This is a genomic window from Candidatus Ichthyocystis sparus, from assembly GCF_900078745.1.
Taxonomy (GTDB): Bacteria; Pseudomonadota; Gammaproteobacteria; order Burkholderiales; family 2013Ark19i; genus Ichthyocystis; species Ichthyocystis sparus.
Genome location: NZ_FKII01000049.1, coordinates 1 through 22,327, shown reverse-complemented (window position 1 = coordinate 22,327; position 22,327 = coordinate 1). Strand labels below are relative to the sequence as shown.

The window sequence follows — 22,327 nt, the reverse complement described above, 5'->3', positions numbered from 1 at the left end:
ACTATAAGGATTGTGAATACATGTTTGATTTTCTCCTTCAACGCATAATAATGCGTTTAAGAAATTGCTGTAATCGCAAGTCTAGTGTTATACCGGCTGCAAAATATGGATTTTCAAAGAATGATTTTCCAGAAAATGTGTTGGCTATAATTAATACGCTGCATGAGAATGGTCATGAGGCTTTTGTTGTTGGCGGAGCTGTTAGAGATTTGCTGTTAAGTAGAGTACCAAAGGATTTTGATATAGCAACTAGCGCACATCCAGAAGATATTGTCAAGTTGTTTCATCGTTCAAGAATTATAGGTCGTCGTTTTCGTATTGTGCATGTGTATGACAGGAGAGACTATGTCGAAGTAACAACATTTAGGGGAAGAGATCTAAAAACGGAGCATAAAGACTCCTTTGGAAGAATCTTAGAAGACAATCGTTATGGTACCCAATATGAGGACTCCAAACGTCGTGATTTCACTATAAATGCTTTGTACTATAATCCGTTTTCAGAAGAGATTATAGATTACTCTGGAGGTGCTTACGATATAAATAGACGAGTTATACGTATGCTAGGAGAACCAAACGAGCGTTTGCGTGAAGATCCTGTGCGTATTCTTCGCGCTATTAGGTTCTCCAAGAAATTGTCTTTTTCATTAGACAGTTCTTTATCTAAAGCTATACATAAGCAAGCTTTATTACTTAGTAATGTTCCAGCTGCACGTTTATTTGATGAGTTGATAAAAATATTGCTTTCTGGACATTCTTTGTCTAGCTTGAAGGAATTGAGACGCTTAGAAATAGATGATAGTGGGATACCTCTTTTGAACCTGTTATATACTCGTATGAATGATGAGTTTGTGCAAAATTCACTTAGGAAAACCGATAGTAGGGTTTCTTCTGGACAGTCAGTTAGTGTTATTTTTCTCTTTGCTGCTATTTTGTGGCCATTAGTTAGGGAAGAATGGCATGATCTTCGCTCTTCTGGTGTTGCCTCATATCAAGCGCTTACTAAGGTAGTAAATGAGGTAACCAGGTTAGTTGAGCATGATTATGATTTGCCAAAAAGAATAATAGTAAATGTTCGAGAAATATGGATGGTGCAGAGCAGATTTGAGAATACTTCTATTGCACGTGCTAGTAGATTCGTATCACATCCGCGATTCAGGTTAGGGTATGATTTCATGCTTCTAAGAACTGAATATGGGGAGTTAAGCCATTCTATATCATCTTGGTGGAAAAATTTTTCATCTGATCTATCATCACGAAGTCCTCGTAGAGTGCAATATCGCAGCAACAGATCGCGTAGATAATTTATGCCTATCATAGCAAAAATATAAAGTAGCAAGTGCGACAATGTTATTTAAATGCCACCTATAAGTATAAGACTCTACTTTAGAGTCAAGTAAATGTTACATGCATAGCTATTTGCGCTGCAATAGTAATTTATGTAATACCATAATAATTTAACTTTCTAGTTATATTATATACATAGCTCATCTAGTTATATTTAATATTCCGCAAGCCAGAACCTTACTTTACTACCTATGTTACAAGTGTTGACAGAATACCATAGTATTATTGACAAACAAATTTATCTAATCGACATAACTACCACGACAGTAAATTATTAAGTAATACTTTTTTGTCTCATTCAATATGTTTTTGTTTAACTAATTTTATGGGTAAATTACTTACTCTTGATGTTAGGGCATATTCTTATTATGTTATTGATACTAGATTTTTACCTATGATTGTTAACCAGTAATTAATTTTACTTATATGCTTTTTAGATTCTTTTTATAGATTTGATTGTATCCATTATTTTATAGTGTAAACACCACTATTATAATTTTATTAATAAATAGTTTTAGCTAAGTATTTAGCTACATATTCTTATTTTATTTGTATATACGTTGTAACAATTTTTAGATTACGAATAATACTATTTCGATAACTGCCGCGATAGTTGTACCACTACTTGTGTTGTACTTGTTTGTGTTATACGTAATATCCCTCTTTGTATTTATGTGATTTTTTATTTAGTGTAATACCTGTGGGTTAGTAGTAGAGTAGATGCTTAGTAATGTATTTCTTACCGCTCATTATTTGTTTTTGTTCTTTTTTGTGGCTGTATTTTGTGAAGCTCGACTCTATTTAACTCCATATAAAAGATAAAACAATAAAATCGGAGGGGATCCATATGGACAGGTTGGGAAGATTTGGTAGGAGTTTTGTGCGTTCGCTTTCTTCTTCTTTTAGAAGAAGGTCTGGTAGGGGGCGTGGTGGTTCTGCGGCTCGACCTGGAAGTCATACCTATTTCTTACGTCCCTCTTCTGAAACAGTTGATCCAATACTGAGGCCTGTTCCATCTCCTAGTGTTTTGTTGAGTTACTCGACATTTCGTGATCATAGGTTGCGTGGCTGTTGTGATAATGAGGGTGGTGATTTTAGGAACTTACACATAAGAGATAGATTTTTGACTGACTCTGGTATGAGTATTACTGATTTGTCAGGTGAAGCCACAACGGGTAATGGAGGTAGATATTTTAGTTCGGTAACTAAAGGAAGAGATGGTGGTGCTTTTTGTGACTACTCCTTAACTGCTATGGAGGTTGAACTATTTTATCCTGGTGATACTGAAGAATTTGATTTCGAGGGATCAGATGTAGGTGCGGTTGGTATGCTTGAATCACGTCTAGCAGAAGAAATGGAGAAGCTTTTAAGTAGATCAGCTTCTGGTTTAAGGGACGAAATGCTTGAAGATATTAAATGTGCAGTTGATTTGTCTTGTGGTGATGTCCACCGTATCATGTGTGCAGCTCTTGTTCCTGCAGATTTAGAAGATTTTCCTGAAGGAGCAAAAGTTTGTCCAGAAAGCGCTTTATATTCTTCCTCAGTTGTTGCTCAGTCTGTAAGAAAAAGCGAACGTGAAAATAAAGAGAGGCAAAGGGAAAGAAAGGATGCTTTTTATGCTTTAGGCTTAGAATCAGAAGAGTCTGTTGCTAGTGTTTCCTCTACAGATGGCAACTCTGAGGCACTTACTGATAATGAGTTACGTAGAATGTTAGATTCGGCAGCTCAGAGGATCAAGAACACAGTTTCCGGTTCTTGTTATTTGGTGGGTGTTATTGCTCACTCCATGGGGGTGGGACTTTGTGGTGGTAGGTGGATTTTAAGGCCTGACACTGGTAGCACGCGGTGTTGTTCTGCTAAAGGAATATCTTGGTTGCGTTCTTTAGTTCATTTGTTTTTGAGGTGTGAGTCCTCGTTAACTGCTGAGCTTTCTGTTGTTAAAGACCTTAGTAGACTGGGCATTTGTGCAGAGGGTTTAAATAAAATAGAAAGAGAAATTAACCTAATGGTGCCACTATGCGATAAAATATCTTCTTTGATATTAGTTGCTAGCAAAGTTGAGGTCCTTCCTGTTGTTGCAGAGGAAGGAGAGGAGATGGCGGCTGAAGGTTTTGGAGGTAAGTAGGTAGCGAGTGCATGAGAAAAACAGACCGACGACCACTCACACTCACACATTATAAGCTAATCTACAAAAAACTCATCATCCGGACCTCCTATAAACGGCCTTCCTTCTTCATCCATCGGTATTAAGTCTGGCATATCTGCACCTCCTCCTAGTGGCGGTGGCGGTGGCGGTGGTGGTAACACATCATCAGCTTGTTGATGGTGTCCTGGCCTATCATGGCCGCCTATTAGAACATTACCGTTAGGACCGTTGTTAAAAATTATTAGTTGATTACCAGCAGCACCTTCCTCGTTTACTACATTATTCCTAACTCTTCTGCTTAAGAATTCGCGCACAGCGAAACAAATCAGTACCAGAGCCACCATCAACAATACAACTGTCATTACTAGCGATGTAGCACGAAGCCCTCCCCCAGCGCCTTCTTCTGGTGATGAAGTAGTGACTGTTGTCGCGGCACTAGTTGCAGTAGTACTATTACTATTGGGGGAGCTTGTTGAGTTACTTGCAGACGCAGATACTATTGCAGGAAGTGCTAGCACAGAAAGCGCGAGAAGTGACGAGGAGGAGCGTGAACCCACGACAGCCCGTCTACCCAACACAGATGACGACCGAGATGATTGTCCTACTACTGTTGAGGAATCATCTGCACAATCCTCAACACCAGCTGTAGAAGAAGAGTTATTATGTTCATCTATAGGCACTATATTATTGTTCGAGGGGGACATATTATTTTTTATCCTTATCTTATACTATAATGGCGCTAAACATTGGCCACTGCACTCACCACTGCCACTCAAAAACCTAAAGCTACATGCTATGCAAATTGATATTTTGTTATTTACAATAAAAAAACCTACTTATACATTCAATAAAAAAATACATGCGAATAATTATATTCTAGCCACACATTCTCCGAGTCAGTAGTTTGTTCCTGCATCGCTACCGAACAACATCAGGTAAAACCACATCATTACCTTCTTGTTCTTCATCAGCATGTGGTTCTTCATCAGCATGTGGTTCTTCATCAGCATGTGGTTCTTCATCAGCATGTGGTTCTTCATCAGCATGTGGTTCTTCATCAACATGTGGTTCTTCATCAACATGTGGTTCTTCATCAACATGTGGTTCTTCATCAACATGTGGTTCTTCATCAACATGTGGTTCTTCATCAACATGTGGTTCTTCATCAACATGATGAGCATTATCATTCAACTGTACATGATTGTCCGGAATAACATCCGGATATTCTTGATCTTGATTCGCAAACATCCCCACTAGATCTGGTACAAACAAAAATAGCAAATGAAGCTCCCACAATTCTTCCGGGACTACGTCTGGTCTAGGATTACCACCTTCTTCTGCGGGAGGAGCATTACCACCCTCTTCTGCAGGAGGAGCATTACCACCTTCTTCTGCGGGAGGAGCATTACCACCTTCTTCTGCGGGAGGAGCATTACCACCCTCTTCTGCGGGAGGAGCATTACCACCCTCTTCTGCAGGAGGAGCATTACCACCTTCTTCTGCGGGAGGAGCATTACCACCACCCTCTTCTGCGGGAGGAGCATTACCACCACCCCCTTCTGCGGGAGGAGGATTATCATCCCCATCCCCATCCCCATCCCCATCCCCATCCCCATCTATATCTGCTACGAGATCAGGATTTTCTGGTACATCTACATCATCTATGAAATCATCTATGTCATCTAAAAGATCAAGATCTTCTAGTGCTAATGCATTCATACCCAATGCATCATCCCCATCTGCATTTGCTACAAGATCGAAATCCCTCATTGGTACAAGACCTATGCCTTCAGCTGCTGCTCTATTATTTGCTCTTCTTATCCTTGATGTTAATCTAAGAGCCAAATAAAGCAAACACAGAAATGCTATCAATAATGCAAACACTACCCCCACCAATAAACCTACTCGAGGAGAGTCTACTTTATTATCATCATTAGCACGTGGTGTGGAAGTTTCAAGCATTATTGGAGGATTAGTCGTTGACAGCGTCGTAACATTATGGCTTTGGTTGCTTGGACAAGTAGTCTCAGCTAAGGATGATGTTGCAAGTGAAGATAGAGTACAAAGTAACAACAACGACGACGAAGTCGAGATTAAAGGACGCGAAGACGAGGAATGTTCCAATCTGGGTATTTCTCTGACACCCGTACTACTATGTCTACCACCGCCCTCCCCATTATCACATGGGTTTTCAACTAATGAGGAGTCAAGACATCCACAACCCAACAAATTTTCTGCAGGACTCATACTAACATCCTCATATGTTTCAATGTAATTATTCTTGTTCCGTTAGAAGCAAACCCATTTATGGCATCTGCAGGAGACACAATATATAAGGATTAACAGTCTATAGGGATCAACACTCACATAAAAACATTAATTTCACATTTTTCATAATTAGTTAGTCAAAAGGCAAACTCAGCATGGATCATATCGATACGATGTGCTACATATAGATATATGCTATAGATTCTGTTTTTAATATGATAGTTGTAATTTATTGGCAAAAGATTTAAATAAGGGTAATTAACTATAATTGTCTTTGTCTAGTAATGTGGCAACGCATCAATTTTCACTATGTTCGATGTTACTTACAATAATTCGTTAACGTTATCAACATCAAAGTTCTACACCGTGCAGAGTGTTAATGGGATCTGCACGTTTGATTTATATTTTATATATATAAATCTAGATGATAGTTAGTAAGCAGCTTACATTGTATATTACAATTCATAATAAATAGAATAGAATGTAAATTGGCTACTATTGGTGATGTTTTTTTTACTTCAGACAGTAAACGAAATATAATAAAATCTGATGTTTACTAGTAATAACTTTAATATTAACTGTTACCATATTTGTATTTCTTTTTGACATTGAATACCACCTACTTCGTCCTCTTCTTCTTTACCTTCAGTCCTTTGAGTGTCATTTATGATAACCATAGGAACTATTTATGATTAAATATGACCATCACCATTGAGCTTTATTAAGTTACATTACCTCCGTTTGGCTGGTGATCCTAATCATGACGATTAACAGTAGCATGATTGTTGGGTGGAATATTAGATTTTAAGAATCTATTCTTAGAACTTATAAAATACAAATAAAGCTTGATTTTTTCATTAGTGTTTATGAACAACAATCCCCCTTAACACATCAATTGTATTATCTTGGCTTGCAGGGGGGTATCACTTAGCTTCGTCACCACCTTATTTATTGATTGTTAAACTATATCTTCTATAATTCTTCGTCTTCTTTATAATAATTAGCGCACAGCTAAAATGTAGCATCAACAATACAACTGTGATTATTATTGATGTGTTAGCAAAACATCCTTCAGTACCTGCAGATGACGAGATAGTAATTGTAATTGCTATGGTAGTACATCGGTTCGGGTGTTTGTAGAAACAGTTGCATACGTATGATACCACGTAGGGAGTGTCTAACATCTAAAGTGCAAAGAAGTGATAGTAATATGAGCAAACGGAAAATGAGCGCCTTGTTGTAGATGATTACTTAATGTTACGTTGTCTGCGGAGGGCATATTACTTTTACACACCCAATATTAAATACCATTAACCATTAATTTTAATATATTTCTACGTTGTTAGAATTTACCACAAAACATATAATTAATAATAGAATAGCGTTTTTTCATGTTATCACGTTGTTGGATAGAGGTCGAACATCCTAGGAAACTTTTCTCCTTCCCTTCAATAATAGCGCAACACCAAATACACACATACATACACATGTCGTATACTGAGGATAATTGGTGTGTACAATAAAGCAAAGGTACTTAGGATGTACTAAGAAAAAAAAGACGCACGCAAGCACAAGGCTAATAATTCGTGTTCATCCATACGATTATCGCATAACAAAACCTGACAGTACGCACACACTTGCCTGTTGTACAAAAAAACTTACCTACACTTACACATTTGCACTATATATCATTGTGCTGCCAATAGGTCCCACTAATGTGGGATAACATCAGGCAGAACTACATCTTCGTCAATACGTGGTTCTTCGTCAACTTGTGGCTCTTCGTCAACTTGTGGGGCATTATTATTTAACCGCGCAACATAATCTGGAACAACATCTGGACGTCCCAAGTTCCTGACTACAAAAACTAGCCGGTCAAAATTAAACAATAATTCTGGAATCACATCTGGTTCGGGACCAGCAGCACCCTCTTCCATAGGATCATTATTATTTTCTATACCTGCCACAAGGTCTAGATTTACTAATACGGGACCACCATTACCATCATCCCCCGCAAAGTTAACATCATTATCTTCTATAGAACTGTCACCACTACCATTCTCAACAGAATCATCATCATCACTATCATCTTCTGCAATCATTACTGGTTCAGGATCAGCAACATGCTCTACCACGGGATTATTGTTATTTTCCCCTACATGATCATTACCAACTTCCATACCTTCTGCAGGATCTAGATTTTCTAATACAGGACCCAAATTATTCCCATATTCTTCATCATGATTACCATTATTCTCTTCTTCAGAGCTACTATCTTCCGCAGAACCGCCATCATCATTATCATCTTCTTCAACTATGCCTGGTTCGGGATTAGCAACATTTTCTTCTACAATATTATCATAGCCTTCCTCTACAGGATCATTATCATCTCCTATATCTACAAGATCTAGATTCTCCAATACAAAAAGATCACCATTACCTTCATCTTCCTCTTCCGCAGTATCACCATCATTCTCTTCTATAGAATCCTCTTCCTCTTCTCCAACAAGACCGTTATTATCTTCATTATTGTTTAAATTTTCCCTGACCCTACCAATTCCTCTGTTTTCATCTACTGCTTGATTATTTACTCTAACCATTCCCCTTCTTCTTAAGAACGATCTAATAGCCAAATAAAGCAAGCACAGAAATGAAGCCAACAATAAAAATGCTACTACTAAGCCCAGTCTAAGAGACCTGGTGCCATTGTTTGCATTCATATATGGCGCCGAAGAAGTATCAATCATGGTTGTAGTACTGGTTGTCGATTGTGCAACACTACCGCTTTGATCATCTTCGGAGGTAGCTTCAGCCAGAGTAAGCCCTGCAAACGAAGACAAAGCAGAAAGCAACAACAGTGGTGATGAATTAAAAACCAAGGAGCGTGAAGACGAACATTGCCTCTCCTCAGTTATCTCTCTTATCTCTCCGCTACCTACACCATCATGCTCATTTCTCTTTTCATTGCCATCATACAAACTATCAATTAACAAAGAGTCAGAAAATCCATAATTCAACACATTGTTCGCAGATTTCACACTTCCATAATACATACACACCCCAACATACCCCAACACTTAGCTTTTTTATTCTCATCCGCTTTACTTATTGCTTCTAGGTGGGGATGATATACGGATCAACAATCACATAAAAGCGTTAATTTAACATTTTTGATGTTTTGATGACATATTTCTAGATTTGGTTAGTCGAACAAATTTTACATGGAGTAAGTAAACAGTTAGTGATGCTCTTGTGTTCACAAATGATTGGGTTATAGCCGAAAGTCCCTAGAAATTTTGTTTCTCCTTCTCCAAGAATCTCAAACACACGCGCCACACGCTACATGAAGCACAACGTAATAAAATGTATGTTAATATACTCGTAGAAAGCATGAGACAAAGATAAATTTATATTCCCTTGGCACATCTCCATACAGCGACCTTGGCGGTTGATATGTATGTGTCCTATTACATTTTGCACCTGCACTTATAAAATATTTTATTAGTAACATATATATTATTTGAGGCCTAGGCTGCATTAACGCGGAACAACATCAGGAATAATGACATTACGTTGTTGTGGTTCTTCGTCAACTTGTGGTTCTTCGTCAACTTGTGGTTCTTCGTCAACTTGTGGTTCTTCGTCAACTTGTGGTTCTTCGTCAACTTGTGGTTCTTCGTCAACTTGAGGGGCATTTCCATACGGTAACTCAAAATGATCTAGGATTACATCTGGATCTGCCAGGTCTTGAGGTACAAACATCACCAACATATTTGGTGCTAATAACTGTAGTAGATGAAGATCCTGCAATAGCTCCGGAATTACATCTGGCTGGGGAGCATTACCTCCTCCCACAGGATTATTACCACCTACTCCTACAGGATTATTATCACCTACTTCCACAGGATTATTATCACCTCCTACAGGATTATCATTATCACCTCCCACAGGATGACCAACATCATCGTCTTCTACAGAATCATCACTTTCCCCATCTATATCTGCAATAAGATCTAGATTTTGCAGCACAAGATCATCATCTTCAAGAGAATCGTCACTGTCCTCACTTCTTTCCTCACCTATATCTGCGATAAGATCTAGATTTTGCAACATAAAAATATCATCAGAACCATCACTTTCCTCATTCACATCTTCAAGTAGATCAAGATCTCCTAGTACAGGACCATCATCCCCTTCTTCCACAAGATCAACATTCTCCTCTTCCACAGGATCAACATTCTCCTCTTCCACAGGATCAACATTCTCCTCTTCCACAGGATCAACATTCTCCTCTTCCACAGGATCAACATTCTCCTCTTCCACAGGATCAACATTCTCCTCTTCCGCAGGATTAACATCCTCCTCTTCCACAGGATCAACATTCTCCTCTTCCGCAGGATTAACATCCTCCTCTTCCGCAGGATTAACATCCTCCTCTTCCACAGGATTAACATCCTCCTCTTCCACAGGATTATTATCTCCTCCTACAGGAGGATTGGCATCTTCCTCCACATGATCATTATTATCTCCCCTTACGGGTGGATTAACATCAACCTCTTCTACAGAAGAATCATCATCTTCCTCTTCTCTTACAAGACCGTTACCATTCAAATCCTCTCCTCTAAATCTAGCCATTTCTACGTCTTCACCTACTTCTAGATTATCAGCCCCAATCATTCTTCTTGTTCTCGATAATGATCTGAGAGCCAACCACAGTAGGCACAGAAAAGATACCAATAATACAAACGCTACCAATACTAATGAACCAGCACGAGGAGAATTTGTGCCGTCATCAGCATCTACATGCATTGTAGAATTTTCAATTATCGTTACAGTATTAACTGTTGATGACTCAGTAGCATTGCTCTGACTATTTGTAGAAGTAGTCTCAGCCGCAGGAAGTATTGAAAACGAAGAGAGAGCAGAAAGCAACAATAGTGATGATGAACTCAAGATTGGTGGGCGCAAAGACGAAGAGTGTTCTGACCCAGACACTCCACCGCTATCAGCATCGCCATGCTCACCATCTTCTCCTCCATTATCATGTGGGCTATCAACTAATGAAGATCCGCAACCACAATTCTCATAACTAAACACATTGTCTGCAGGACACATATTGTTGTCCGCCCCTTATACATTTATATTTACCTACGGTCACCTTCACTTTTTATTTACATTGCCTACAAGAGACATGGTATATCGGTCAATGGGTACATGAGAGTATTAATTTCACATTTTTAATAGTATATTACTATAGTTAGATCTATTTAGTTAAGTCAATTCCAAATGGAAATTCCATATGGAGTTACACAATAATAGATTGGATTGTTACATATGGATATAAATGTGGTAAAAGCTTTATTTTTATAAGTGTACCGATGATTTGGTGGGTTATAGCAATGATTTATGATATTTTGTTAATGTGATAGTGATGATGCATGGGTAATCAATAGTTAGCTATTAGCTACTATAAATAAGATTGGTAACGTATTAATTCACAGTATGTCCGTTTTTGGTTATTTTTTGATAGATATTGCAATGCTCTAAGTGCAGAGTTGCTGTGTTCACAATTTCCAATAGACGTAGCCGACACCCTTTTATGTTAGTGATCTTTTATTTTATGTTATTGATGGAATGTAATGTAGGATGATTGCAATAGAAAATAATAATAATAAACTTGTAATTAGTATGTGCAGTAAAATATCACGTATATAATTGTGTCGATACTTTTAGCCAATAATAAATTAACTAATTAATGTTTGTGCTGACCACATTGTTCATTTTGTCTGGATTGCTATGAAAAGTGTTTTTTTCCACGACATACCAGACTGAAAGACGAATCTTACTCTACAAATATCACATTAGAATAGGTATAAATAAGCAAAACAACAATACCACCATATAGCAATCCTTAAAAAGTTATATGCTATGTATAGATAAGTTGTAAATTTATTATTACCTTATAGCTATTACTTTACTTGGAGTATTATTCTTTTAGCGCTTTGATCATGATATTTTGTGCCATGAAGAAGTTATATAATGTTGTATCACGTAGTATTTTGTTTGTTGTAAGATGATATTGACATTACATTATGAACCATAACTTATACGATTCATTCCGCAATCTTACTGTGTGTGCGCAAATTCATGTCTGTTATTCCACTAGGGTAGACTTGCGTCTCATACATACTATATTGCTACAGTTGCACCACTTCCATTGGCAAACTAGGGTGCTTGTCGACATTACATAACGTACCATGACGACTTTTATGGCGCTTGTGGTGCTCTACACAGCGTCCTCTTCTTCTCCTTCCTCTTCTTCTTGATCCCCTCCTCCCATAGCAACCATAGGTATCATCTCCCCTGGAATATGTCTCCATCCCCTATTTGCTTCACGAAGTTCCATGATTTCACCTGGATGATCATCTGGATCACGACGGCCAACTACAACATTACCATTAGGTTGAGCATCAGGATTATTACCTCCTAAAGCACCTCCCTGTTGAAAATTACCTCCTCGATTGTTTTGTGCAGTTCGTCTTATCATGTAATCAAAAAACGTTGCTATCACCACCATCGATACTACTGCTAGAATACAATACACCACCGTTTCTACAGTTTCCAGAGTATCTTTAAGCACGTTAATATCTCCAGAAGTGGTGCTACTAGTACTCATCATGGCTCCTACTGTTGTAGTGGCCGCTGTAACAACGCTAGTATTTTGACTGCTAGTTGAACTATCTTCAGCCAGGATTCCTGGAAGTAGCGATAGTAACGAAAGCGCAAGCAGAGGTGGGGATGAATTTGAGAATCGAGTTATTATTCTTGAAGATGATTGAGCCGAGTGTTTCATAGAGCCTTCTACTAACGAGACACTATCCATACTACCATGGATAACATTAGCACTTTCAGTATCCAAAGTGTCAGTCGACAAACTGTCAACACCATCAGTTCCTAAAACATTACCTATAGAATTCATATCATGTACTTTTCATGTATTTGTTGTCGTATACTAGAGTAGAGGGGGGTAGCGGATATGTTAGTGATAATACATTACATAAACACACTCCCGGGAGAGAGAATGTAGTTCATTTAATAAAATCATGAAAGTTATATATTACTCATCTTTTGATATTTATTTAGGGAATAGGGAAACAAATATTACTCATATCAACATAATACTAATGTGTGTAAAGATGACAACGTTATGTTTTTTCATATCCTTCTATAAACTTGTAACTCCATACGTTGACATTGACAATAATAAAAGTGAGCGAAACGAGCATAATCATAGTTAGTATTTTAGAAGAGGCTATGATTATGTATTAAGATGCTAACCTTTGTCATTATTTGCAATGACACAGACTTATTGGCAAATGGGTAGGTTTATCTTAATTTTGTACTGTGTGCATTAAATATCCTTTTCTATTAACGATTACCTCCACATTGAATTTGTGTTTTTATGTTTATAACATGCTAATCAAAGTAATAGATAGTTCTTGCACATTCTTTTTTTTTATATACCGACAGATATACACTCGCTTTACATTTTCCGTATAATTTTTACTCTATAATTTAATACACGATGTTTGAGAAACTTGTCATCATACCTCATATAAGATTACAAATATGTATGGTACGTAGCATGTATTAAATACATCGCTACTCCATATGCAGAATCATAGCATAAAAAAGAAACATAATAGAATCAGCCGTTATTATCAGTAGCTCTCAGTATTAAAATGCTACCATAGCGTAGCCGCTGATTATGTTCGCTAATTGTTTTTATAATATTAAGTATCATACTTCGTCCTCTTCTTCTTCTTCCTCTTCTCCTTCTTCAGCCCTTTGAGCGCCGCCCATGATAACCATAGGGATTATCTCTGCTGGAAGATGTCCCCACCCCCACTGTTCTTCATGAAGTTCCATTATTTCACCCGGTCGATCATCTGGATCACGATGACCAACCACAGCACGACCATTAGGAACACCAGGAATTTCTTGCTGATTGTTACCAGCATCTCCCCCTTGATTGATTTGTGGTAGTTCTTGCAAACGTGCTCGCAGACGCATCCTTGAGATATACGCACGAGGTGCCTCAATGACAATGTACACACAAATTATTGCAGCAACTATCCATAACAACAGTGCAAAAACAAATGTCACCCCACCCGCACTATTATTACCATCGGTGATATTTGTGCTGTTATCCATAAGTTGAGTATAAGTACTGAGAACTGATCTTTCTGTTGCCACAGCATGCAGCGCAGTGCTGTCAATCGTTTGATTGTATCTCACAGAAACATCTTGAGCCAATGAAACTTCCGCAGATAGTGTTAGCACCGAAAGCATAAGCAACGATGACGACAAAACGCAAGAAGGTTTTCTCTGTTGAGTGTGGAATTGTTCTCTCCGTGCAAAATTACCCACAGCACAACTATTACCATCCTCTGAATGATCAACACACTCAGACCGTGACACAACTTTAGATCTCATATCCCTCATTACCTTATTATATTATTTTTACACTGTAAAAAAACCAATTACTCGCTATGCTCACTTACCGTGCCGTTGGGGATAGTGACATATAAATTGGACAAATAGATATCATATAATCCACTTATTATATATGCATTTATGTATTATATATATTTATATTTTTTTTAATTTTTTATGGTTTCGATGGAAATTTTTTAGATATTTAAGTACATCTGAGTTAACTACAAAAAACTTTACACCCATTATTTTAAATATAAGAGAATAGTTAAATTATGAAACACTCTGCTTTGTTTGTGACGCACTGTATGATGTGTGTAATGACGGTCAAGAAGATGGTGGCAATATTGTTAGTATGAGCTTGTTGCGTATCTAGTATTATACTAATCTACAGTATTTCATAATAATCTGTTATTGTTGTTTGTTGTGAGTATTGTTGCTTTCATTATATTCCTACTACTAGGCGCATAGTTTATGCTTTATCTTTTATATGTTTTTAGAGAAGTGTGATCTTGGTTTCAAGAAAGTTTTTTTTATCGTTACAGAATAAAGAAGTAGTTATACATCTAATTACTTCAATATTTGTTGATTGTACAGAATTAATTCATAACAACATCTCTACTTCTACTACTACATATGTGATAGCCAGCTGTACAATACTATGTCGGTTATGTATATCTTTTGCAACTAAACTATGCAGAGATAGGATTCTTTGCTGATATTAGTATAAGCTGTTGCAATACAAGACAACCACAGCGACGTTTGTTTTGTAATTTTTATAACTATATCAGTTTTTACACTAATCAAGCCAATAAGTGCGTTAATCACGTCAGTATCATCAAAGATTAAGATATTACCTTCCTGATGAAACAGTGATTGGCTGGCCGTATAGTAATTAAAGATAAACAGTGCTTATTACTTCTTGAACTGCGTAACCAACATTTACTTGTATTTTTTTGCGATATTATATCGTTAGTTAATAAAATCCTTAACGCTAGATACTGATATATTTGTCTACACATGTTGTTAAAGCATGAGCAACCACAAAAACCACGTAACCATATAGTAGTGCATTTGGAAACTTTTTCTAACATTGACCACCACACAGAACAGTATCCTCTTCTCATTCTCCCTCTTCCATTTCTTGAGCGACACTTACTACGGCCATAGGAAATGCCTCTCCTGTAATATCTCCTCGAGCTTCATGAAGCTCCATTATTTCATTTAGTGGTTCCCGGATCACGAATTTCTACTAAAGCATGACCGTTAATAATTACTGGATGAGCACCACATTTTTGCTGAAGGACTTCTTGCAATGCTGCCAATCTTTTCCTATGTTTTCTCTTAGACAAATTGTTGCAAGACTAAAACAAACTACAATAGCTACACGCATATTGTACTACCCCAACTGCCATAAGCATACCAATGAATGACAAAGCTAATGAGAGAATGCCTATACACTTACTTTTACGTTGGCAGCTGGTACAGTTTTGCTATTAGTTTGATTGTTTCTCGCAGAAACATCATTCACCAATGAGAGTACAGACAGCGTTACCGCAGAAACAGAAAGCAACGAAGAAGCAAAAGAAGGACCATGGGATACTGACTGCTGGCTAAGAACCAAGACCCACCTATCTGACCTTGAATTGTCCACTTCAAAGCTACTTTTACCTTTTGAGGAACATTTAAACCTCGAAAAAATTGGTCTCAGAACATGTAAGCTTTATACCTTTATACTTATATTATTTCCATTTAAGGTAATATTTTTAACTATATCTGTTTTAATTATTCCTAAGTGTGTATTGCTACTTATTTTCTTTACACTCACGTTTCCAACGAGAGTGATGGCTGTTATCTTGTGCAAATCAACGCTAAACATTAAATACTTAACAATCAATCAGTCAATTCACAATCAGTCTCATATTTATTTTTCTACATTTATACATAAGGATAAGATTAGATATTTTGGAGGGTTATAGGATGATTTATGGGTAAATAGGCTTATTATATCATTCGTGTAGTGTACTTTTTATGTTCCAATAGGATTTAATTTTTATGTATTTATGTGTGAGGTATACAAGTTCTTATTTATGTTAAATATAATTTATATGAGATAATTATCTTCAGATATTTTTTAGTATCTTTGATTTAATAATTGTATAATATATAATAACAGTGTTTTCTTATATAGTTTTGGTATGTTTCATATACGTAGACGATATAAAATGTTGTTTGGATTGTGTGTGATGTGGTTGTGTATGGATGTATGTAAAAAGACTAGATTTTATAAATTATGAAATTAGTTAAGTGCTGTAGGCACTAGTACCTTAGTAAGGTATTTGACATGAACCCCCAAAATGCATGCACATCGTGCGAAATGCAATTTTGTGTGATCTTGGACAGTATAATAAGTAGTGCTGCAGCGGGATAAATCAATAAATGAGCATTATATACCACAGATATGTAAAATGTCTGACATAGTGGAATAGGTATATTTTTTTAGGTATTAAATTTATATTTATACGGTTATTCTTTACTAATCGTGTCTAAAATTAAAACGTAATATTCTGATGTTTGCAGGTGTTTTAGCGTCTGCACAGCTTTACTTGCATGTGCCATTATAATTATTTTTAATATTGAAGTATCGTTGCAAGTTATTAGCGTTGGCTTAACATAGAACACTACATGTAGAGTACATATTGCATGCTATTCATGTGCTTGTTATTTTATTTACTAGGGTAGGGTAGATATGTACTACTGAGTATATACAAATTACCTAAAACAAACATAATTTACTTAACGAAATTATGGGAGTTATATACTTCTTGCCCAACTTGCGTTTTATGAAATTAATTGTACGGTGTGAGGAAGTATTAGCTCTACACTTCATATGTAATCTTTTTAGTAATTACTATGAATTTCTATTTTATCAACAATAAGTACGTCCCACATTAGTAGAGTAGTAGTTTGCTTTCATTAATTTGTTATTCATATATCTAATATGGACCATATTTTTTATTAAGCCTAATATGTTTAGTAATGGTAATTTGTGTGAGAAATAGAAATATCACATAACACCAACAACATTTTACAGTACAAGATATATTGTATAATTTCTTTGCATTCCAACTTATTCTTTATGCCAAACCAACAATCATAGTTTCTACAGACAGAAGTTTTATATTTATATATTACCGATGTTGTTTCATTGAGGTAAGAATTTCGGGCTCTACTACTCACTACTGTAAACTGAAATGTAATTGACACCTTAATGTGAGTTATGCTGCATCACATATACGTGAATACGCGTCATTCATATGAGTTATATTTTAAACCTATGTATACTAACTCTACGCGTAACACTAATATACTTTGCGTGCGTAACATATTTTTTCTCTACTTACTCCCACAATTCTTCATCAACGAAAAATCAAGGAGCTCGCGGTCTAACACATAACCTGTAGGTGCGTACATAACAGCGCCTAGAGGTAACATCTACCCGCGTTTGTTATACTAGAACGATGTATGTTTTATTCCATATAGAATGTGCACCAGATATTTTACGACCACACCCCCCATGACTTCACACTTTAACGACTAGTTCTCAATCTAGTGATAACTCTCATCTAGCCGTTGGCAGCGTCTTAAGTGTTAAGATTACTGGACGGCAGCACATACAATCCTGGCAATAACACTACCAAAAAGAGCATTGGACAACACGATTGCACGGCCCCTAAAGGCGACCATCTTCCCCTGTTATTTTTTCATCCCCCTTCAGTACAATCCACAAAGACAAATTGTTCTTCTTCCTCTGGTTCTGGTCCATGTAGCCACTGCAACAAACGCATCTCTAAAAACACACCACGCATCCCAACACCTTCATCCATCAAGACCCTCCCAGCTTGTGCAACAACCCATTCCGGAACGCCTAAATCAGCAAAATCGGGCAAAACATGCACCTCAGGCCCACCCGGAACAGCAACTACCGCACCCAAAAAACGCGCGTCACGCCAATGCATCTCAAGTGGTCCAAAAAGACCCTCTAGAGCATCTTCCAACTGCACCTCGGGTTCTTCAGCAGCTTCCCCTTGATTCTCTGGAACATCTTCCAACTGCACCTCGGGTTCTTCAGCAACTTCCTCCGCAATATCCTCCAGCTGCGCTCCAGGTCTAAAATTACCAATGTTGTTGTTAGCCACATCCTCTCCTTTTGTCCCCACCTGCAATGACACCCTTTCGTCTCCACCTGTAATGACATTTAAGGCTAGAAGATCACGCCAACAACTTCATTCTTGGGATTAATTGTTTGCCAGACAGGACAGACAGTCACTTATTACCACTTCATTTTAATTATTATGATACTATTTTGCTACAAAGTAGCTCCATCTGCCACCACGCCGCTGCGTTTCCAAGAATCGTGACATATAAATCAATGATCAAATATTACTTAATTCACAGTTCCATATTTTTTTTGATGGAAATAGATGTAGATGTGCGTAGATGTAGATGTGCGTAAATACTTGGTTAAGTGTAAGAAAACAAAGTTACATGTGCAAGGGTAAATGTAACATTGTACATCTTATATTCATAGTTTACGGCTATAGTAACGCTTGATTTGTGATACTTAGAGGCACACTAATTATGATGCTCATACTGTAAGAGTTAAGAATGGTGATTTTAAGAATGGTGATTATTACTTATAGAATCTTGAGTGCCTGTTGAGTGCCTGAAATGTTAGTTTCAATAACATTATTTATAACAATATATCATTGATTGAGGAGAATATTATCATTTAGGACATTACATCATATTTACTGCTAATAAGCATGGCTTGTGCTTTTTGTTTTTAAAGTAAATTGTATTGATTTAATGATAGGCCGTAAGTAAATTAGTACTGACAAATATAAATATATATACATATAGAATTAAATGCACCATTTATATCATGCTCTTACAGTGCACTAAGACGTTCGCAATGTATCATGAGTAAAGTTCTTCTAGTTTAGATTCTGGTAATTTTTCTTTGTGCTTTGTAAATTTGGTAACAAATATAATTAAGCAAAATTTAAACACTGACCGTGATCATTGTATACGATAGTAGTCTTTATCACTTGTGTAAGTGTAGCAAGTATAAGTGTTGATTAATTAAAATAACTGATGGGCATTTTTATTTTATATTGTGCATATTTTTTTAATTGTAACAGTACACAGAATATCGTGCGTACAACCGTACCTATATTTGTTGTAACTAGCTCCTTATAGATATATATGTTCCTTATTTGAAGGATTTTTTATTTGATACTGCTGATATGTATGTTAGCTATGATATACAATATGTTACAAAGAAATTATATAAGAATATGTAATATTTTAGTTGCTGTGTGATGTTTTGCGGTATTGATAGTGCTATGTGTCACATATCTGTACGATCTATCACACAATCTTGTTAATGCAGATTAGTGTCCGCGCATGCACAGAAATAGTACTGATATATGTACTATTTTTGTAGGTACATGCAGTATGATTTTTAGCGAAATTAATGCTTAGGTGAGAGTAATTCATAGAGTAGCTGTCTCAATTATCTCAATTTCTACTAACTTCACTTACTACTATAATACAAACGTTCTATCCCTATTTTTATTATTTATAATGTTAACAACAATACTGTGACTACTGTAAGGATAAGATAGATCTGAGTAGTACATTTGTATTATTTTTACTTACAAGTCAAGAGTGACAGGTTAAGAGGTTTTTTAATATTACAGATATTATATTTTACGACGCCCAGAGTACCTACACGATGTCTTACTCTCCCCATTCTTCTCTTTCTTCTTATACTTGATCACCATCCATGATAATCACGAGTATTACTTCTCTTGAAATATATTTCGATCCTCACTGTGCTTAACAAAGTTATACTATTTCACCTAGATGGTTATTTGGGCATGATGTTTTTCCATAACATGACTTTTATGTTGAATGACAGTATTATTATCTTCCAAAGTAGCTCCTTGTTGAAAATTAGCTCTTTAATTATTTTTATCTTGTATCTTCTTTATTTGTTTAACCAAACGACGTAACTGTTATTATCTCTAATAAACACTATGCTATTTCTATCAAGTGTATTAATCTAGTACTTTTATATACAGCATTAGTACCTATTACGGTGCCTATTGTTGTAATAGACGTTGTAACTTCTTCTAGTATTTTGATTGCTTGTATAATTTTCTTAAAGTAACTTCAGTAGCAAAATCTCAAGTAAAGATACGAATGAACTTGAAACCAGATTTATTACTCTTGAGGATAATTGCATTTCCTGTTTCGTTGAACATTTTATTGGTGCGCTGCTATCTACGCTAGCATGGATATTAACATTATTTTTAATATTGGAAGCGGAGGTATCGTTGACAAATTATTAACTTCAGCGTTACCTGGAGCACTATCTGTAGAGTATATGTTGCGTACTACTCATTTACTTATTATTTTATTCATTATGGTAGAGCAGGGTAGAGCACTGAGAGTATATAAATTATTTGAAACAAGTATAGTTTGTTTAAATAAATAATATGAAATTCATATATTACTCACTTGACTTAATGTTACTTAGTGAGATCAGTAGTAGTATGTATGGTACGTGGTGACATCGTTTACGTGCAAGCTTTCGCTATGTTTTCGACATGAACATGATATTATGACTTGGATTGCTATTAACTTGTAACCTTACATTGATGCTAATAAACTAGCACAGCCACAATTAGTATCGTAGACGGGGCTATGGCCGTGTTTTCGATACTAGTCTTTATCATGTATATGGCTTCGGATGATATATTTATTGATAAGTAAATATTATGCTTATTTCAAAGGTTTATTTGATTATCTTTATATCGACCTTGTATTTGTATGCTCATAGACCTTAATTGATGTAGATTCAGTTTTGGTTTGTGTGTATTTTTTTAACATTTATAATGCGTGGTATACACTTACTCTATGCAGTTTGTATAATTTTTGTGCCGTAATTAGTATATATGTGATGTTTGAGTAATTTTTCATTGTGCTTCATATAAGGTTACAAATTATATTTGAGAACTACCAATAACCATGAGGATTGCTTCTTCTGGAATATATTTCCATCCCTCTGTGCTTCACGTAGTTCTACTATTTTTATTTTACCTTATAGGTTGTATGGATCATAATGGCTTCAACTACATTACATGTGTAGGCAAATGCTTGCATTACCACCTTGATTAGCAACGTACAAGGCCCTCCCCCCTGATTGTCTTGAAGTGTGGTGCCTACAGATGCATTCTAGTAGTTAAACTACTGTGCATTCTAGCAGCAAGATAAGCAAATCGCTGCAATCTAACCACGACAACACTGCAAATATAAGTGCTGCACTATTACCTTGCACTTATGTTCGTGCGCTGTTATCCATAAGTCAGGTATAAGTACTGAGAACAGATATTTCTGTCGTAACAGTAGATGGTGTACTGCTTTAGCAGAGTTTGATTGCTCTATTCCAAAACATATTAGGACAATGATATTTATGCAGAGAGTGTTGGCATGAGTAATTACCGAGGAGAAATGCAAGAGAATCAACCTACTTTTTGAGGATGGGATTTTTCTTCACATATTGAACTACCTACGGTAGAACTACTATCTCCCACTATGAATAATCAATGCACTCAACTCGCTATACTCTATTGACTGTACTAGTTTACATATATTTATACAATATCTCATATATGAGAATTATCATTTTTACTATTACTGTGCAGTTTTGTTAGGTAGGTAGTAACTAGTTGAGCAGTACTCTGTAAATCATGGAAACAGTATCCACTTCCAATATCAGTATAAGTTGCTGCTCGTTGTATGAGAAATTACTGCGTACACTCATTTTATAGTTTTTGTGACTATGTTAGTTTCCACACTAAGTGAGATAATAAGTTCATTGATTACGGTTACAGTATAAAGGTTGCAGATATTGTTTGCCTGAAACAGCAACAAGCTGATTCTATCACAGTAAAGAGAAATGGTGCTATTTATCAAATTGCGTAGCTATTATCATTTACGTAT

The 22,327-nt window shown here is 36.3% G+C and carries 11 protein-coding genes; 2 read left to right on the top strand and 9 right to left on the bottom strand.

Annotated elements, in window-relative coordinates; all coding sequences use genetic code 11:
• Nucleotides 1-20: 20 nt before the first annotated feature.
• Complete coding sequence (gene pcnB, locus A6733_RS04200; protein ID WP_092402089.1) at nt 21-1,301, top strand: polynucleotide adenylyltransferase PcnB; 1,281 nt, start codon at nt 21-23, stop codon at nt 1,299-1,301.
• An 890-nt stretch (nt 1,302-2,191) separates the two neighbouring features.
• Nucleotides 2,192-3,469 (top strand): hypothetical protein, encoded by a 1,278-nt coding sequence (locus tag A6733_RS04195; protein WP_092411327.1) that lies wholly within the window; start codon nt 2,192-2,194, stop codon nt 3,467-3,469.
• Nucleotides 3,470-3,525: 56 nt separating this feature from the next.
• Here A6733_RS04195 and A6733_RS04190 read toward each other — a convergent pair whose 3' ends face one another.
• The 9 genes from A6733_RS04190 to A6733_RS04155 all read right to left on the bottom strand — a co-directional run bounded on the left by A6733_RS04190 (nt 3,526) and on the right by A6733_RS04155 (nt 18,486).
• Complete coding sequence (locus tag A6733_RS04190) at nt 3,526-4,194, bottom strand: hypothetical protein (RefSeq protein WP_092411326.1); 669 nt, start codon at nt 4,192-4,194, stop codon at nt 3,526-3,528.
• 214 nt (nt 4,195-4,408) lie between these two features.
• Nucleotides 4,409-5,737, bottom strand: a complete 1,329-nt coding sequence (locus tag A6733_RS04185) for an ICP22 family protein (protein ID WP_092460488.1) — start codon at nt 5,735-5,737, stop codon at nt 4,409-4,411.
• A 1,733-nt stretch (nt 5,738-7,470) separates the two neighbouring features.
• A complete protein-coding gene (locus A6733_RS04180) occupies nt 7,471-8,811 on the bottom strand; it encodes a hypothetical protein (protein ID WP_092411324.1) in 1,341 nt (446 codons plus the stop codon).
• Between the two features lie 484 nt (nt 8,812-9,295).
• Nucleotides 9,296-10,873 (bottom strand): hypothetical protein, encoded by a 1,578-nt coding sequence (locus A6733_RS04175; RefSeq protein ID WP_092411323.1) that lies wholly within the window; start codon nt 10,871-10,873, stop codon nt 9,296-9,298.
• A gap of 1,171 nt (nt 10,874-12,044) precedes the next feature.
• Nucleotides 12,045-12,737 carry a hypothetical protein gene (locus A6733_RS04170; RefSeq protein ID WP_092460485.1) on the bottom strand — a complete coding sequence of 231 codons (693 nt, stop codon included), beginning with the start codon at nt 12,735-12,737 and terminating at the stop codon, nt 12,045-12,047.
• Between the two features lie 821 nt (nt 12,738-13,558).
• Nucleotides 13,559-14,254: a hypothetical protein gene (locus A6733_RS04165; protein WP_092411257.1), complete on the bottom strand. Its 696-nt coding sequence runs from the start codon at nt 14,252-14,254 to the stop codon at nt 13,559-13,561.
• Nucleotides 14,255-15,474: 1,220 nt separating this feature from the next.
• Complete coding sequence (locus tag A6733_RS09630) at nt 15,475-15,606, bottom strand: hypothetical protein (RefSeq protein ID WP_278183828.1); 132 nt, start codon at nt 15,604-15,606, stop codon at nt 15,475-15,477.
• A 101-nt stretch (nt 15,607-15,707) separates the two neighbouring features.
• Nucleotides 15,708-15,908, bottom strand: coding sequence for a hypothetical protein (locus tag A6733_RS04160; protein WP_092411258.1), 201 nt, complete (start codon nt 15,906-15,908; stop codon nt 15,708-15,710).
• A gap of 2,110 nt (nt 15,909-18,018) precedes the next feature.
• Nucleotides 18,019-18,486 carry a hypothetical protein gene (locus A6733_RS04155; protein ID WP_092411259.1) on the bottom strand — a complete coding sequence of 156 codons (468 nt, stop codon included), beginning with the start codon at nt 18,484-18,486 and terminating at the stop codon, nt 18,019-18,021.
• Nucleotides 18,487-22,327: the final 3,841 nt, after the last annotated feature.

Excerpts from the sequence above, each read along its gene's own strand:
- A6733_RS04170 (WP_092460485.1), bottom strand. The coding sequence starts at position 12,737 with ATGAATTCTATAGGTAATGTTTTAGGAACTGATGGTGTTGACAGTTTG.
- A6733_RS04175 (WP_092411323.1), bottom strand. The coding sequence starts at position 10,873 with ATGTGTCCTGCAGACAATGTGTTTAGTTATGAGAATTGTGGTTGCGGA.
- pcnB (WP_092402089.1), top strand. The coding sequence starts at position 21 with ATGTTTGATTTTCTCCTTCAACGCATAATAATGCGTTTAAGAAATTGC.
- A6733_RS04195 (WP_092411327.1), top strand. The coding sequence starts at position 2,192 with ATGGACAGGTTGGGAAGATTTGGTAGGAGTTTTGTGCGTTCGCTTTCT.
- A6733_RS04185 (WP_092460488.1), bottom strand. The coding sequence starts at position 5,737 with ATGAGTCCTGCAGAAAATTTGTTGGGTTGTGGATGTCTTGACTCCTCA.
- A6733_RS04165 (WP_092411257.1), bottom strand. The coding sequence starts at position 14,254 with ATGAGATCTAAAGTTGTGTCACGGTCTGAGTGTGTTGATCATTCAGAG.
- A6733_RS04180 (WP_092411324.1), bottom strand. The coding sequence starts at position 8,811 with ATGTATTATGGAAGTGTGAAATCTGCGAACAATGTGTTGAATTATGGA.
- A6733_RS04190 (WP_092411326.1), bottom strand. The coding sequence starts at position 4,194 with ATGTCCCCCTCGAACAATAATATAGTGCCTATAGATGAACATAATAAC.